This is a genomic window from Clostridium punense (assembly GCF_017874425.1).
Taxonomy (GTDB): Bacteria; Bacillota; Clostridia; order Clostridiales; family Clostridiaceae; genus Clostridium_J; species Clostridium_J punense.
On record NZ_JAGGLL010000015.1, the window covers coordinates 80,446 to 97,642 of the forward strand.

General features: G+C 30.8%; 13 protein-coding genes and 1 riboswitch. Of the genes, 9 read left to right on the forward strand and 4 right to left on the reverse strand.

Features of this window, described 5'->3' with window-relative positions; translation table 11 throughout:
• Positions 1 to 7: 7 nt before the first annotated feature.
• The 6 genes from J2Z44_RS10735 to J2Z44_RS10760 all read left to right on the forward strand — a co-directional run bounded on the left by J2Z44_RS10735 (position 8) and on the right by J2Z44_RS10760 (position 8,694).
• Positions 8 to 1,366: a sigma-54 interaction domain-containing protein gene (locus J2Z44_RS10735; protein WP_021285501.1), complete on the forward strand. Its 1,359-nt coding sequence runs from the start codon at positions 8 to 10 to the stop codon at positions 1,364 to 1,366.
• A gap of 411 nt (positions 1,367 to 1,777) precedes the next feature.
• Entirely contained in the window at positions 1,778 to 2,956 is a 1,179-nt protein-coding gene (locus J2Z44_RS10740) for an acetyl-CoA C-acetyltransferase (protein WP_021285503.1), read from the forward strand.
• Between the two features lie 452 nt (positions 2,957 to 3,408).
• Positions 3,409 to 4,758 (forward strand): VanW family protein, encoded by a 1,350-nt coding sequence (locus J2Z44_RS10745; RefSeq protein ID WP_021285504.1) that lies wholly within the window; start codon positions 3,409 to 3,411, stop codon positions 4,756 to 4,758.
• 368 nt (positions 4,759 to 5,126) lie between these two features.
• Positions 5,127 to 6,647, forward strand: coding sequence for a VanW family protein (locus tag J2Z44_RS10750; RefSeq protein ID WP_209649562.1), 1,521 nt, complete (start codon positions 5,127 to 5,129; stop codon positions 6,645 to 6,647).
• 410 nt (positions 6,648 to 7,057) lie between these two features.
• Positions 7,058 to 7,693 (forward strand): HDIG domain-containing metalloprotein, encoded by a 636-nt coding sequence (locus tag J2Z44_RS10755; RefSeq protein WP_021285507.1) that lies wholly within the window; start codon positions 7,058 to 7,060, stop codon positions 7,691 to 7,693.
• Positions 7,694 to 7,716: 23 nt separating this feature from the next.
• Positions 7,717 to 8,694: a biotin--[acetyl-CoA-carboxylase] ligase gene (locus tag J2Z44_RS10760; RefSeq protein ID WP_209649563.1), complete on the forward strand. Its 978-nt coding sequence runs from the start codon at positions 7,717 to 7,719 to the stop codon at positions 8,692 to 8,694.
• Between the two features lie 275 nt (positions 8,695 to 8,969).
• Here J2Z44_RS10760 and J2Z44_RS10765 read toward each other — a convergent pair whose 3' ends face one another.
• On the reverse strand, positions 8,970 to 9,461 hold the full coding sequence (locus J2Z44_RS10765; protein WP_021285510.1) for a metallophosphoesterase family protein: 492 nt from the start codon (positions 9,459 to 9,461) through the stop codon (positions 8,970 to 8,972).
• Positions 9,462 to 9,985: 524 nt separating this feature from the next.
• Here J2Z44_RS10765 and J2Z44_RS10770 point away from each other — a divergent pair.
• Positions 9,986 to 10,693: a DUF8091 domain-containing protein gene (locus tag J2Z44_RS10770; RefSeq protein WP_021285511.1), complete on the forward strand. Its 708-nt coding sequence runs from the start codon at positions 9,986 to 9,988 to the stop codon at positions 10,691 to 10,693.
• A 53-nt stretch (positions 10,694 to 10,746) separates the two neighbouring features.
• Here J2Z44_RS10770 and J2Z44_RS10775 read toward each other — a convergent pair whose 3' ends face one another.
• From J2Z44_RS10775 to J2Z44_RS10785, 3 genes are all read right to left on the reverse strand, one after another.
• Positions 10,747 to 11,547 carry an ABC transporter ATP-binding protein gene (locus tag J2Z44_RS10775; protein WP_021285512.1) on the reverse strand — a complete coding sequence of 267 codons (801 nt, stop codon included), beginning with the start codon at positions 11,545 to 11,547 and terminating at the stop codon, positions 10,747 to 10,749.
• Complete coding sequence (locus J2Z44_RS10780) at positions 11,547 to 12,575, reverse strand: FecCD family ABC transporter permease (protein WP_021285513.1); 1,029 nt, start codon at positions 12,573 to 12,575, stop codon at positions 11,547 to 11,549. The genes J2Z44_RS10775 and J2Z44_RS10780 overlap by 1 nt, the downstream gene beginning before the upstream one ends.
• A gap of 248 nt (positions 12,576 to 12,823) precedes the next feature.
• The gene (locus tag J2Z44_RS10785) at positions 12,824 to 13,765 is read right to left on the reverse strand and encodes an ABC transporter substrate-binding protein (RefSeq protein ID WP_021285514.1); all 942 of its coding nucleotides are present in this window, start codon (positions 13,763 to 13,765) and stop codon (positions 12,824 to 12,826) included.
• A 91-nt stretch (positions 13,766 to 13,856) separates the two neighbouring features.
• A riboswitch (cobalamin riboswitch) is annotated at positions 13,857 to 14,026 on the reverse strand.
• 435 nt (positions 14,027 to 14,461) lie between these two features.
• Here J2Z44_RS10785 and J2Z44_RS10790 point away from each other — a divergent pair.
• Entirely contained in the window at positions 14,462 to 15,958 is a 1,497-nt protein-coding gene (locus J2Z44_RS10790) for a YjjI family glycine radical enzyme (RefSeq protein WP_209649564.1), read from the forward strand.
• Complete coding sequence (locus J2Z44_RS10795; RefSeq protein WP_021285517.1) at positions 15,951 to 16,790, forward strand: YjjW family glycine radical enzyme activase; 840 nt, start codon at positions 15,951 to 15,953, stop codon at positions 16,788 to 16,790. The genes J2Z44_RS10790 and J2Z44_RS10795 overlap by 8 nt, the downstream gene beginning before the upstream one ends.
• Positions 16,791 to 17,197 lie beyond the last annotated feature (407 nt).

Below are 17,197 nucleotides of genomic sequence, written 5' to 3' on the forward strand. Positions count from 1 at the left end.
TTCTTTTATGAACATTGATGAAGAGTTACTGAATTTTATTTTTAATAGCTTGGAAGAATGTATAGTTATTGTTGACGAAAATGGAATTGTAACCATGATGAGTAATGGTTATAAGGAGTTTTTAGGTTGCACAAATCCAGAAGGAAGGCATGTTACAGAGGTTATTCCCAATACTAAACTGCATATTGTAGCCAAAACTGGCCTCAAAGAAGTTGGTGAGCTACAAGAAGTAAATAATCATAAAATGATTTCTATGAGGGTTCCTATAATTATAAATGGTAAAGTAGCTGGGGCAATAGGAAAGGTAATGTTTAAGGATTTAAACAACTTTAAAATCTTAAGCAGCAAGATATCTAATTTAGAAAAAGAGCTTCAGTATTACAAAAACGAATTAGATAGCGAAAAAAAGGCCAAGTATAACTTTAATAGTCTTATGGGAAAAAGCATGAAGTTTAAGCAAGTAGTTAACTTTGCTCAAAGGGCTGCAAAAGGAGATTCCTCCATACTTATTACAGGAGAAAGCGGAACAGGAAAGGAACTCTTTGCCCAAGCCATACATAATGGAAGCAAAAGAGCACTTAAGCCTTTTGTAAAAGTCAATTGTGCTGCAATTCCAGCTGAACTATTTGAATCAGAAATGTTTGGTTATGAAGAGGGAGCTTTTACAGGGGCTAAAAAAAGTGGACTTAAAGGAAAATTTGAAATTGCCAATGGGGGAACTATTCTCTTAGATGAAATAGGGGATCTACCTTTAAGTATGCAGGTTAAGCTTTTAAGGGTATTACAGGAAAGAGAAATTATGAGAGTTGGCGGCAGTGAGGTTATTAATATAAATGTGAGAGTTATAGCTGCAACAAATAAATCTTTACAGGAGCTTATTGACCAGGGAAAATTTAGAGAAGACTTATACTACAGATTAAATGTAATTCATTTAAATCTTCCACCCTTAAGAGAAAGAATTGAAGATATAGATTTATTAGCTGATAATTTAAGAGTAAAGCTTTGTAATAAATATGGTATTTATTCTGAAGGTATATCTACGGAAGCTTTAGAACACTTAAAGAACTATGATTGGCCAGGAAATGTAAGGCAGCTTGAAAATGTTATTGAAAGAGCTATAAATCTTTTAGATACGGAACTTTTAATCTCATCTAAGCATCTTCCAGAAAAGATAATTAAAACAAAGAGTAAGAAGTATAATATGGATACTAATGGACTAAAAGATGTAGTAGATGAAATGGAGAAGGAGATAATTGTCAGTACTCTTGAGAAAACTAAAGGCAATAAGAATGAAGCAGCTAAGATACTAGGACTTAGCAGAGCTGGTCTCTATAAAAAAATAAAGAGATTGGGTTTAGAACAATAAGGTTAAGTCTATATAATTAGTAGTGTAAACTTTTGTACACATGTAAACTTTGTTTACATGTGTTTGTTTTTAGAGAATATTTCAGTAAACTTTAATGAATGAAGAAATAATTAATAAAAAATTCAAAAATAAAACTGTCCTAGCTGTTGATATTACTTTAAGTGATTATTTTAACAAAAATGTTATAATATTAACAAAACTTGTTGGAAATACTAGGATTGAAGCCTGTGTAAACTTTGTTTACAATGGGCTTTTTTTATTAGTGATTAACTATGTTGATATTGAAGGGTTTTATTAACTTTGAAAGTTGGTATGAAAATTGCTATAATATATTTATGTAAAATAAAATTAATAAATAATAATTGCTAGTTTAAATATATTATTGAATTATTTGATTAGGAGGATTTTATTATGAGAGAAGTAGTTATTGTTAGTGCAGCTAGAACAGCTTTAGGATCGTTTGGTGGAGGTTTATCCAAATTATCTGCAGTGGAACTTGGAGCAATTGCAGCAAAAGAAGCTATAAAAAAGGCAGGAATTGATCCTCAAATTATTGAAGAAGCTATAATTGGTAATGTATTGGGCGCTGGTCTAGGACAAAACGTTGCAAGACAAGTTGCTATACATGCAGGTTTAAGTGAGGCATCTTCAGCTATGACTATAAATAAAGTGTGTGGTTCAGGATTAAGAGCTGTAAGCTTAGCAGCTCAAATGATTAAATCTGGAGATGCTGATATTGTATTGGCAGGGGGAACTGAGAGCATGAGTAACGCTCCTTACATTGTACCAAGCAATAGATGGGGACAAAGAATGGGAGATGCAAGTCTTGTAGATATAATGATTAAAGATGGTCTTTGGGACGCGTTTAATGACTACCATATGGGAATTACAGCAGAAAACATAGCAGAAAAATGGAATTTAACAAGAGAAATGCAAGATGAATTTTCATTAAACAGTCAATTAAAAGCAGAAGCAGCTATAAAAGCTGGAAAGTTCAAAGATGAAATAGTACCTGTAGTTATACCACAAAGAAAAGGTGAACCAGTGGTATTTGATACAGATGAATTCCCTAAATTTAATATGACCATTGATAAGTTAGCAAAATTAAAGCCAGCCTTCAAAAAAGATGGAACAGTAACTGCTGGTAATGCTTCAGGAATTAATGATGGAGCAGCAATGCTTATTGTAATGTCAAAGGAGAAAGCAGAAGAATTAGGAGTAAAACCTCTTGTAACAATAAAATCTTATGCATCTTCAGGCTTAGATCCAAAAATAATGGGTTATGGTCCAGTACCATCAACTAAGAAGGCTTTAGAAAAAGCTAATTTAAAAGCTGAAGATATAGATTTAATTGAAGCTAATGAAGCTTTTGCAGCTCAATCTCTAGCTGTTTCAAAGGATTTAAACTTTGATATGGATAAGGTTAATGTAAATGGTGGAGCTATAGCTTTAGGACATCCAATTGGAGCTTCAGGAGCAAGAATACTTACTACATTAATTTATGAAATGATAAGAAGAGATGCTAAAACTGGTCTTGCAACTTTATGTATAGGTGGCGGACAAGGTACAGCTCTTATAGTTGAAAGATAATAAGGCATTAAAAAATAAATAACAAGTCAAAGATGACTAAATTAAATTTTTAAATAGAAAGTTTCCTACAATATCCTAATATTGTAGGAAACTTTTTTGTTATATAGTGAAATATAAGAAATAGAAATCTTATTATTATAGATGTTTACCATATATGTGAATAGATTCAGATAGCTAAAATAATTTTAAAAGTCTTCCCTATATAAAAACTAAGTACTTTGCATTGAAAAAGCCACATAACAGCCTCAAATTATAGGGACTAAAATTTTGTATAAAAGATAGTAGGTGTTTAAAGCTTCAAAAAAAGTGGAGAAGACTTAGATTTGTTTATTTAAAAAAAGGAAAAGTACTTTTGTAGAATTTATGCTAGTGTATCAATATTTATAAAAGAATATTTTATAAATTACTACGCACCCTAAGTATTAATAATACATTATGAAAGGAAGGATATAATGAGCAAAGTCAAGGAGAAATTGAACAAGAAAAGTATAGTAGTAATAGTAGTAATATGTGTCATCCTATTAAGCCTTACAATTTACCTAAGATATTCTTATTCTGTTTCTAATAATTTTAAAAGTGCCATATATCCTGGAGTAAGTATAGAAAATATAGCCATGGGAGGAAAGACGAAAGAAGAAGCAAAGAACATTCTTGTTGAAAAGTATGACAAGCCATTGGAAAAAGGTAGCATTGATATAAAAGTAAAAGAGCAAGTATATAGTCTTCCTTATGCAGATATAAATATAAAATATAATATTGATGAAGTAATAAATAGTGCCTTTGAATATGGGAAAGACTTGAACTTTTATAGTCAATACAAAATAATAAAGAAACCCAAAGAAATGAATTATAATTTGAGTTTAAGCTATGATAAAGAAGTTGTTCAGGGTTTTCTAGAAAATGCTGATAAAACACTAAATAAGGAAATTGTTGATGCCACAATAGCAAAGGTTGGAGAAAACTTTCAAGTAGCTAGTGAGAAGGTTAAAGAGGAAATAGATATAACACAGGCTTTTGAAGAAATAACAAAAAAAATTGAAAATAGAGAAACTGAGGTTAGCCTAGAAACAACTATAAAAGTTACAAACCCCAAAATTATGGCTGATGACTTAAAGAAAATTGATACAGTTATTTCTTCATTTTCTACAAAGTTTAATCCTAATGAACGGTCAATAAATATTCAAATTGCATCCAAAGCAGCTAGTGGAGTAGTAGTAATGCCAGGTGATACCTATAGTTTTAATGAATTAGTAGGAGATACCACTCCAGATAAAGGGTACAGGGAAGCTCCTGTAATAGTAAATAATAAATTAGAACCTGGATATGGAGGTGGTGTATGTCAAGTATCTACAACCCTTCATAATGCAGTAGTAAGAGCAGGTATAATTCCTACAGAGAGAATGCATCACTCAATGCCAGTATCCTATGTGCCTAAGGGTATGGATGCAATGATTTCCTATAACATCGTAGATTATAAATTCAAAAATACACTTAACTTTCCAATTTATATTCATAGCTATGTTTTAAATAATGAGTTAATATTTAGTATTTACTCAAACTCTACTTTGAAAAATAAAACCTATGATTTGGTTAGTGACATTTATAAAGAAATCCCTCAAAATATTAAATACATTAAAGATAACAAATTAAAAAAAGGGCAAGAAGTAGTTGATAATATAGGAAGCAATGGTTATAAAGTGAAGGTATATCTTGTAACCTATGAGAACGGTGAGAGTAACAAAAGATTACTATATAATGATTACTATGAACCCGTTGATAAAATAATAAAAAAAAATATATGATATTTATCATAAATTATAAAATATTAACAAGACATGTTCTTGTTAATATTTTTTATGAACTTAAAAGTAAATGCATATGGTACAAATATCATTAAAATTTTGTAAACTATTAAGATTAAATTTATATCTTATTCATATAAAACTCAAACCTGTTTGTAAAAAATACATTTTGTACAAGTATGGTATAAACTTTTCCTAATATGTTTCGTATATAAGTATAAATGGCATAGTAAAACAAAATTTTAGGAATAAAATACCATGAAAAAATAAAGCTATGGTTTTAATATAAAAGTGAAAGTTTTTTTCTTTTATGATATACTTATAAGAGAAATTTAACTTTACAATTTATTGTAGAAAGGGATGTGACTATGGATATAAATTTGGGAAAAACCGAGAATAAAGTTAGCGGCCCTTCAGCAAAAAATAAAATTAAAGACCCTAAGATTAAAAAGAAGATTATAATAATTTCTTCAGTAGTGGGGGTACTTGCCTTATCTTTTGTTGGTGCTACCTCATATATTTATGGAACTATTAGTAAATATGAGAATTTAATAATGCCAAGAGTTGCTGTAGAAGGCATAGATGTTTCCGGACAAACTATGGAAAGTGCTATAAAACTTGTTAGTGAAAAATATGAAAAGGAAACTGCTAATAGAAGCATCAGTATTAAAGCAGGGGACAAAGAGTATTCAATTAAGTATATAGACATAAATTTAAAATATGATATTGAAAACACTGTTAAAGATGCATTTGCTTATGGGAGAGATTTGAGTTCTGTTAAGAAGTATAACTTAATAAAAAACGGTGAAGAAAAAAATTTAACTATGGAATTTACTTATAACAGTGATGTTATAAAAGAAAAGGTAGCAGAGATTGAGAAGGAAGTTAATAAAGAAAAAAAGGATGCTACTATAAAAAAAGCTTCGGGGGATAACTTTATCATTGAAGAGGAGAAAGTTGGGACCAAATTAGATGTACAAGCACTTATTGATGATTTAAATAATAAAATTTCAAGCACTAAAGAAGGAAATAGTGAGGTTGTAGCTAAATTAGACACGGATGTACCGAAGATAACTAAAGAACAATTGTCTAAAATTAACACAGTAATTTCAACCTTTAATACAACCTTTGGAAGTACTTCAACCTCAAGTAGAGCTACAAACATAACATTAGGAGCTAAAGCTGTAAATGGTACTTTATTAATGCCAGGAGATCAATTTAGTTTTAATAAAATTGTAGGAGATACCACTCCAGATAAAGGGTACCAAAAAGGTGGAGCTTATATAGGAGATGAAGTTGTAGAGGACTACGGTGGAGGTATTTGTCAGGTATCTAGTACTTTACATAATGCAGTACTAAGAGCGGGCATATTACCTGACTATAGAATAAACCACAGCATGACTGTAGGTTATGTGCCATTAGGATTAGATGCTACAATTTTTTACGGCGCTACTGACTATACTTTTACCAATTCAACTCAATATCCAATTTATATAGAAGGATATGCTAGTGGTGGTAAAGTATACTTCAATTTATATTCTAATTCTTCACTTATTGGAAAGACTTATGATTTTCCTACAGAAACCACTGAAACTATAGCTGCACCTGTAAAATATGAGGATGATCCTAATTTAGAAGTAGGAAAAGAAGTGGTAGCTAGACCAGGCTCAAATGGATATAAGGTTAAAGCTTATAGAGTAACTTATGAAAATGGTAAAGAGATATCAAGGGAGCTTATGAATAGTGATTATTACAAGCCAGCTCCTAAGGTAATAAAGAGAGGAACTAAACCAGTTCAGCCAAAAGAGACTACTCCAACAACCCCACCAGCGAATCAAGCTACACCGCCGAATACAACTACTCCGCCTAGTAATGGAGGAGCACAATAAAGAAATAAAAAAAGGTCTACTGCAGTAGATCTTTTTTTATTATACAGTAAGTTCAACTTTCTCAACTAAAAGTTGCGCCAATAAAATTATGCATTTAGCAGGCTTCAAGGTGAATGTAAGAATGTACTTATTTAATACTTTCTTTAAAGTGGTACATTAGCATAGGTTTTGTTCTTTGTGTAATTTTTATAAAGATGAAAGAAAATAGTGATAAATAGATATAATAAAACTATAGTGATAAGTTAGGTGAAAATAGTTCTAACAGAAAAGAGACCATGACATTTAAATGGCATAGTCTCAAGTATAAGGGGGACTATTATTAGATTATATGAATAGTATATTAGGTGAGACTGATTTTGGTACATAAAACATAGAAAATATCAAGAAAATTCACCTGAGAGGAGATCGAGATGAATAATTACTTTTTAGAATTTGAAAAACATCTTATGGAGGATGAAAAACCTTCTGAGTACTTTAATAATCTTATAAAATCAGGGGAGTATCCTAAAGAATACCCTTTTGATATGATTAGCAATCTTATAAAAACAGAGCAAAATTTAGAGTATCATCCTGAAGGAAATGTTTGGAACCATACTATGATGGTGGTAGATGAAGCTGCAAAAAGAAGACACAGCAGTGAAAAGCCAAGAGTATTTATGTGGGCAGCCTTACTCCATGACATAGGAAAGGGACCAACCACTAAGGTTAGAAAAGGGAAAATTACATCCTATGACCATGATGAAGTGGGAGAACGAATGGCAAGAGAATTTTTAGAGTTTTTTACACTGGAGGAGGAATTTATAATACAAGTAGCAGCTTTAGTGAGATGGCATATGCAACTTCTATTTGTAGTAAAAGATCTACCTTGGGAAAATGTTGAGAGAATGGATGAGGAAACTTCAATAGAAGAAGTTGCATTACTAGGAAGATGTGATAGATTAGGAAGAGGGAATATGAATAGGGCTACCATTGAAAAAGAAGAAAAAAATGTTAAAATATTTTTAGAGAAGAGTAAAAAAAAGCTAAAGGGCAAAATTAAAAGGTAGTAACCTGAAAGGAAAGATTCTTATTGAAGGAAAAAATATTAGAAGCTCTAAAGAATAACAATGATTTCATATCTGGAGAGAAGCTGAGTAGAGAGCTTGGCATTAGCAGGGCAGCTGTATGGAAGCATATAAAAGGAATTAAAGAAGATGGATATAAAATAGAGTCTGTATCTAAAAAGGGATATAAGTTAGACTACTCTCCAGATTTACTAACTTATAGTGAGATAAAAGATTTTTTAGAAACAAAATCTTTAGGAAGAAACTTTATTCATTATGACACTATAGATTCTACAAATCTTATAGCTAAGAAATTAGCTAGAGAAGGGGCAGTCCATGGTACAGTAGTTTTAGCAGAAGAACAAACCTCGGGGAGAGGCAGGTTAGGAAGAACTTGGATATCTCCTAAGGGAACAGGAATATGGGTTTCGATAATCCTAAGACCTAATATAAGCGCTTATGCAGTTTCTAAGCTTACCCTATTAGGGGCAGCAGCAGTAGAAAGGGCAATGGACAATATGGGGATAGATGCTTACATAAAATGGCCTAACGACCTAGTATTAAATAGAAAAAAAGTCTGTGGAATTCTTACGGAAATGAGTGGAGAAATGGATAGAGTTAACTATATAGTAATGGGCATAGGAATAAATGTTAATATGGATGGCTTTCCAGAAGAAGTTAGTAATATGGCTACATCCTTAAAGCTTGAAACAGGTAAAGAGGTAGATAGAAAAATATTACTAGCTGCACTGTTAAATTACTTAGAGAGGTTTTACAATACTTTTATTGAAGAGAATAATTTTGAGCAGGTAATAAGTATATGCCGAAAAAAATCTGTTTTATTAGGTAAAGAGGTTAAGCTTATTAATGGAGATGATATTAAAAAAGCAAAAGCAGTAGACCTTGATGAAGAAGGAGAATTAGTAGTTCAGTATGAAAATGGAACCTTAGGGAAAGTACTGTCTGGAGAAGTATCTGTGAGAGGTCTTTATGGCTATGTTTAACATGAAGAATACAAAACTACCATAAGCTGAAAAGTTATGGTAGTTTTTCTTGTATATAAATTTTAATATTACTTCTACAGTGTAAGATAATTTTAGGCAATTTATATTAAGAAAAATGCAAAAGTAAATTAGATATATTTATGCAGCACCTTTATTGCATTATATATACATTAAGTTCTTTCTATATGATATATCTTTTAGGAAATCAACGTGCTTTCATAAATTTAATAATAAATATGTTGCTTCTTAATAAAAAATAACCTTTTTTAGAGAAATTACTCATAGAAATGTAAGCTAGCAAAAATGTTGTTTTGGCATATTTCAAGAATTATATAGGAGTACCATCTTTCTTTTCTCTTGCTAGTTGGAGAACCTGGATTTAGCATGAGAACCTTTTTCTTTGTAGTAATACTTGGCTGATGACTATGGCCATAAATAATTATATCCACCTCATCATCTGAAAAAGCATAATAAGCATTATCAATTGTAGTACTTCTCATACCATGACCATGGTATATTCCAATTTTATAGTTTTCAACCTTTAAAATTTCTTTTTCTTTAGTAAGCTCTCTAATGGAGGTTTTATCATTATTTCCCCACACTCCAAGAAATTTTTGGGTTTTCTGAAGAAGGGTTAGGGCTCTTATATCGGTATAATCTCCTGCGTGAATTATTAAATCAACAGAGCTTAGTCTATTTTTGATTAGGGTTTGAAGTTTATCACCATGTTTATGAATATGTGTATCTGAAATTATTGCTATCTTCAAGTTTATCACCACCAAAATTCTTTGTTAATTAGTTTAAAGCAAAGTCTATATTATATACAATAACAACTATCAACTTTTTTAATATACACCTCAGTAAGAAGAGGTAATTTGAGAGTTACATATTTATCTAAAATATAAACTTTACTATAATATAGCTTATTTAACAGGCCTTATTCCTGTTACAAATTATATTATTAGATAAAGGGAATTACAAAATTATATATAAAAGTAACTATAATTATAATACAATGGATTTAAAGAACTAAAAGCCTTTCCTGTGATTTCATTGAAGTTCACCGTTGTTTTTAGGTGTAATAAAGTAATATTGATTTAAAATAATGTTTATAGTTTTTCTATGATGATGAAGAAAAAGTATATTGAATATTTGTGATGGATTGAAATTATACTATTTGTATAATTAACTTAGATTTTTACAAAGAGTCAATATAGAAATGCTTTTTAATATCTTGTGATGAACTAAATAGGTTTTAGAGTTTAGAGTTGTAATTTTAGGAGGAAATATGATGGAAGAGTTAATTTCGAAAAAACTGGTAAAAGACAGAAGAGGTATAGGTACAAATAATGAAAAAGCTCTTCATTCAGATATTAAAAAGCTATATATTGATGAAGATTCCAAAGTAGAGTATAAAGTAGGATGTTATATAATTGATGTGATTAAAGAAGATACCTTTTACGAAATTCAGACCAAGAATTTTTATGCCATAGGAAAAAAGCTAAGGGATATTATGGAGGATACTAGTGTGGTATTAGTTCATCCTATAGCTGTAGAAAAATACATAGTAACTCAAGATAAGGATGGACAAGTTATAAGTAGAAGAAAATCACCGAAAAAAGGAGTTCTAGAAGATATTTTTCATGAGTTAGTAAGCACTCCTTATTTGCTAAGAGAAAAAAACTTTAAGCTAGAAGTTTTGATGACTATTGAGGAAGAAATAAGAAAAAATGATGGCAAGGGAAGCTGGAGAAGAAAGGGAAGTAGCATTATAGACAGAAGGTTAGTTGAAGTAGTAGAGAAGCATATTTTTAACTCTATAGAAGATTTTAATAGGTTTTTACCAAGGGATTTACCAGAATACTTTACTAATAAAGATTTAGCAGCAGCATTAAATATCCCTGTAACTAAGGTTAGAAAAATAACTTACACACTAAAAAATGCAGAAGTTATAAAAGAATGTGGAAAACGTGGAAGAGAGTTATTATACTGTAGATAGTTTTTGTGAAACAGGGAAAATATTTGATCTTAGTAGAGCAAATATTTTCCCTGTTATCTATAGTAGCTATTAGGTATTGGGATTATATGAGGTTTATTTGTGTAGGGATTCTTACTTATAGACACTTTTACTTTGTATACCTTCTCTAGGTTCTCCTCAGTGAGAACTTCTTCAGGGGTGCCTAAAGCCACAATTTCACCTTCATCTACAAGAATTAATTTATCACTATATTCTGCAGCAATGTTTAAATCGTGAAGCACTGTTAAAATAGTGATACCCACCTTTGAGTTTAAATCTTTAATAGTATCCATAATTTCTAAAGCATGATGCATATCTAGCATAGATATAGGTTCATCCAAAATTAAAATGCCAGTTTCCTGGGTTAAAGCTCTAGCAATAAAAACCCTTTGACGCTCTCCACCACTTAAGAATTTTATGTTCTTATCCTTAAGATGAAAGGTTTTAGTAAGCTTTAAAGCATTCTGAGCAATCTCAATATCTTGTTCGCTTTCTTGCTGAAATCTTCTAAGATAGGGGTAGCGTCCCATAAGTACAATATCCCAAACTTTAAAGTCAAAGTTACTTTCATTATCTTGAGGAACATAGGACATAGTCTTAGCTAAATCTTTATAGTTATAGTTTAAAATATCCTTACTTTCTATAAATACTTTATCTTTTTTTACATCTAAAGAATTAGATATATTTTTAAGTAAAGTAGTTTTACCAGAACCATTAGGACCAATGATACTATAAAATTTTCCTTTATCTATTGATAAGGTAATGTTTTTTAATATATCCTTATCAACCACAGAATAACTTAGATTTTTAACTTCAATAGATTTTTCATTATTCATTACATCACCTTATCTTTATTCTTATATAGTAAATATATAAAATATGGAGCGCCAAAGAAAGAGGTAATAGCACCAATAGGAATTTCGGTTGGAGCTATGAGAGTTCTAGCCAAGGTATCACATACTATTAAAAAGGCCATGCCGTAAAGTCCAGAAAGAGGAATTAGCCTTTTGTGATCAGCGCCATAAAGTATTCTTACTGAATGAGGAATAATTAAACCAACAAAACCTATGATTCCAGTAAAGGATACGCTAGTTGCAATAAGTAGAGAACTTATAACTAAAAGAAGTTTTTTTGTCTTTTCTGTATTAACTCCTAAGTTTTTAGCAGACTCTTCTCCAGTAGATATTATATTTAATTCTCTAGAATTAGCTAGGATTATTATAATCATAGGAAGGGACAATAAGAGTACAAGTATAACCTTGTTCCAGTTAGAAGCTACTAAGCTTCCAAGACTCCAAAACACTATCTTATCTATTTGTTTAGTGAAAAGTACCATTAATAGAGAAATTATGGAAGAGAGAAAAAAGCTTACGGCAACTCCTGCAAGGAGTAGATTTACCGTGGGAGCCTTATTTCCCACTCTAGCAATGCTATAAACTAAGTAAGTGGTCAAAAGAGCGCCAACAAAGGCTAGAGTAGCAGTGTTATTAAAATGAAACACAATGCTTAGGGCGGATCCTAAAGCTGCGCCAGAAGAAATCCCTAAAATATAAGGATCAGCCATGGGATTTTTAAATATACCTTGATAAGTTACTCCAACCACAGAAAGATTAGCACCAATTAATGCTCCAAGAATTATTCTTGGAAGCCTCACCTTCATAATAATAGTATAAGAAGTGTCAGGAATGGAACTAACATCTATATAATTATTTACTAAAGGAATTTGGGATAGAATTACCTTAAAGGTATCAGCAGCTGTAATGTTAGCAGCACCAAAGCTTACTGCACTCACTACTAAAACTACCAGCAACAACACTATACCTATGTAATTCCAAACTATATTCTTTCCTTTAAAATGCCTCATATTATCCCTCATTTCCTTTAGGTATCTGAAAATAAATAATAAATCGAAGTAGACAAGCATACCGACTTATTTATTTCTTGAAGATGCCGTATATTAAATATGTATAAAAGTATGCCCTATAAAAGAGCATACTTTTTAAGCTTTTTAGATATATAATATGAATAATTAAGTCTTTCATACTTTATGTCTTAAGGGAACAAACATGGCTTGTAATTAAACTCAAGGCTCCCTATATTATTAAATTAAATCTATTTAAAAAGTTCTGGGTGAAGAAGTTTAGTCATTTCTTCAAGTCCAGTAGCAACTCTAGGTCCTTGTCTTACGATGATATTTTCATCAATTTCAAAGACTTTACCCTCTTTAACAGCTCTTAACTCTTTGTATTTAGGATCGTTAATTAGGTTGTTTTTAGCACCGAAGTTGCTTGTACAGATTATAATATCTGGGTCGTTTTGAACGATTTTCTCAAAGCTATACTGCCAGCCTTGAAGGTCTTTAGCAATATTTTCTCCGCCTGAAAGTTCAATTATTTTATTGATAAAAGTATCTCCACCAGCAGTGAAATCTCCATTAGCGCCAAAGTCTACTACATAATAAACCTTTGGCTTATTAGTTACACTCTTAGTCTTAGTTTCAACAGAAGATATTTTAGCTTTCATATCATCAGTAACTTTCTTAGCTTTCTCAGTTTCACCTAAAACAGTTCCTATTTTCTCAATTATAGTAAAGGTTCCCTCAAAGCTATCTTTTTCATAAACAGCAAGAACCGTAATTCCTAAATCTCTTAATTTATTAACAACATCTTCTTTAACATGGGTAGAAGCCAAAACTAAATCAGGCTTTAAAGAAACTATTTTCTCTACATTTGGCTCCATAAGAGATCCAATAGATTCAACCTTTGAAACTTCACTTGGGTAGTCGCAGAAATCAGTTCTTCCTACTAATTTATCTCCAAGTCCAAGAGCAAATACAATTTCAGTAGTATTTGGTCCAAGAGAAACAATTTTCTCAGGTTTTTTGTTAATAGTAACTTCTTTTCCATAAGAATCAGTCATAGTCATTGGGTAAGTAGTAGCGGCTTTATTTTCTTTTTTCTCTTCATTAGTAGCAGGTTTACTACAACCAACTAATATAGAAGAAATAAAGATCATTGATATAAACAAACTTAAAAGCTTTTTCATCGATTTCATTTTTCCATCTCCTTAAAATTTTTCAGGTAAATAAAAAAAGCCCATAAGAAGGCTAGTTGACGAATTTTATCCATCTCCTTTCCCTCCGAAAGTGATTATTAATTTCTAGGTAGGTCTCCTGGCTTATGGTTCATCCTTAGCTTACCTTCCCGTTTATCACAGTGGTATTCAAGCCTTGTCTCCATATACAGTAGCGGGGGCTGCAGTGTTTCACACTTTCCCTTTTAAGCTCCTATGAGCACCTAAAAATAATATATTAAATTTTAAAAAAGTTATGAGAACTTTTTTTACACCAGATTGTCTAATAGAATTGTAAGACTCTTAATAATAAAAGTCAATGGAAAGTTATACCATAACCCTGTGATAAGAAAATAGACTAAGCAAGTGCTTATAGAATTAGCGCAATATATTAAGTATATATAATAAGAACAGCATAAAATAAAGGGTTTTATAGTATTGAATTTAGGTTAAGTTTTTAACATTTAAAGAAGTGCTTAGGAGAAATTATTTGTTGATAATTATTATTAACATCTGTAGAATTATCACAATTATTTTAGTATAATATATATAAATTTAGTTATGTAAATTTTAAAATTAAGTATAATAAGTATGTAAGTCAAATTTTAGAGAAATTTGTAGAATGATTTTAAAGTTAGTATATTATTAATTTGATAAGTCTAAAAGGAGTGAATTAATATGAGTAATGAAATCCTTAACATTATAAAGGATAAAACGTTGACCTATGAGATGAAGGTGCTTAGTTTAGCAAGAGTAGCAGAAAATAGTTTAGATGTTTTGAATATGGACGACAAAATTAAAAGTTATAGAGAAGAAGGTTTAATTTGCGATTTAAATGAAGGATTAGCTCCTTACAGACCAAGATATATTGTACCAGATTACGAAAAATTTATGAAACAGGGGAGTGAATTTTTAAGATTAGACCCTGCTACAGACATTTGGGAAGCTGTAAACAACCTATTAATACTTTATAAGCATGTGCCATCAATAACATCTTTTCCGGTATATGTAGGAAATATAGATTATTTATTAGAGCCTTTTATAAAAGATGAAAAGGAAGCTTATGCTGCAATTAAGTTTTTCTTAAAGCATATAGATAGAACCATCACAGATTCTTTCTGCCACGGTAACATTGGACCTAGAGAAACTAAAGCAGGAAGAATTATATTAGAAGTTGAAAGAGAACTTCAAAATGCAACACCTAATATAACTTTAAAGTATAGTGAAGAAACCAGCGATGATTTTGCTATAGAAGCAATAAAAACAGCACTCTCTTGTGCGAAACCAAGCTTTGCAAATCATAGAATGTTCTCTAAAGAATTTGGAGAAGATTATGGAATTGCTAGTTGCTATAATGGCCTACACATTGGTGGAGGAAGTTATACTTTAGTTAGAATGATTTTATCAAAGGTAGCAAAAAAGGCTAAGGATGAACAAGACTTTTTAAATAATGTTCTTCCAGAAGCTATGAAAGTTATGCTAGATTACATGGATAAGAGAATTAAGTTCATTGTTGAAGAAAGTAACTTCTTTGAATCAAACTTCTTAGTTAGAGAAGGTTTAATAAGTAAGGACAGATTTACAGCTATGTTTGGTTTAGTAGGTCTTGCTGAATGTGTAAACACTCTTCTAGATGCAACTGAGCAAAAGGACAGATTTGGACACAGTGAAAAGGCTAATAAACTTGGAGAAACTATTATAAGTAAAATGGAAGAAATAGTGAACAATCACAATAATCCATACTGCACTCCAACAAATGGCCATTTCCTTCTTCATGCACAAGTTGGAATTGAAACAGATTGTGAAACAAGTCCAGGATGCAGAATTCCAATAGGAGAAGAGCCAGTACTTCATGAGCACCTAGTTCAAAGTGCAGTATTCCATAAATACTTCCCATCAGGAATTGGTGATATCTTTAAATTTGACACCATGTCAAAAAATAATCCTAAATCTATTTTAGATGTGATAAAGGGAGCTTTTTCTTTAGATATGAGATACTTCTCATTATACTGTGATGATTGTGATGTTATAAGAATCACAGGATATTTAGTTAAACGTTCAGATATTGAAAAGTTAGATAGAGGAGAGCAAGTTCTTCAAGATACAGTGGCATTAGGCTATGGTGCAGTTAAAAACTCAAGAATTCTTGAAAGAAAGCTAAGACATAATGAGTAAAATTGCCTTTGTTAATAAGATAATTCCTTTCAGTAATGTAGATGGAGAAGGAAATAGAACAGCTATATTTCTTCAAGGCTGTAACTATAACTGCTTATATTGCCATAATCCAGAAACCATAAATCATTGCAATAACTGTGGACTTTGTGTTCCACATTGTGAATATGGAGCCCTATCTAAAATAGAGGGAAAAGTAGTTTATGACATAGAAAAATGCCAAAACTGTGATAGATGCATTGCTGAATGTAAAAGAAATAGCAGCCCTAAAATCATCCCAATGACAGTGGAGGATATATTAAAGTATCTGCAAAAGACTAGATATTTTATATCTGGAATTACTGTTTCAGGTGGAGAATGTACCCTTCAAAGCGACTTTTTAATAGAACTCTTTAGAGAAGTTAAGAAAATGGGATTAACTACCTTCATTGACACTAATGGTTCTACACCAATATACAACAATAAAGAGTTATTGGAAGTAATGGATAAGACAATGATAGATTTAAAAGCCTATGACAGCGAAGAGAACAAAATGCTTACAGGGCTAGAGAACAAAACTGTCATAGAAAATATAAAGGTTTTAGGAAAGCTAGATAAAATCTATGAAATTAGAACAGTGGTAGTTCCACAAGTTTTAGACAGCAGAAAAACTGTGGATGAAGGAAGTAAACTTCTTGCCAGCATAAACCCTAATATAATTTATAAGCTCATTAAATATAGACCACTTGGTGTTAGAGAAAACCTAATAAAATCTACGGTGCCAACTCAGGAATATATGGAAGAGCTTAAGGAAATAGCAATTTCAAATGGCTGTAAAAATGTAATAATTGTATAGAGAAAGTTAGACACAGATAAACAGCCCCTTGTTTTTAAACAAGGGGCTGTTTATTTTCTCTAGGTTTTTCAATTAGTATGACGATTTATTAAGTTAATTTTAAATATAAGTTATATGAAAGTTAATTGTATTTTTCACACGAGTTCCTATATTTATGCTAAGAAAAAATTTCTTAAAGTGAAACTTTTGTAAATTTAAATGAAGTTTTATATTAATTTTAATATATCAAAAGATTTTACAAGTTAAATATAATGCAATATCATAGAGAAATGAAATTAAGAGTTGTTAGTGTTTTACATAAAATGGAATAAGACTTAAGATTATATTCAAGGGGGAGGGGATATAATGAGCCCATGGGAAGGATTAATAGGTATTATTCATAAAGTAACAAATGATGTAATAGAATT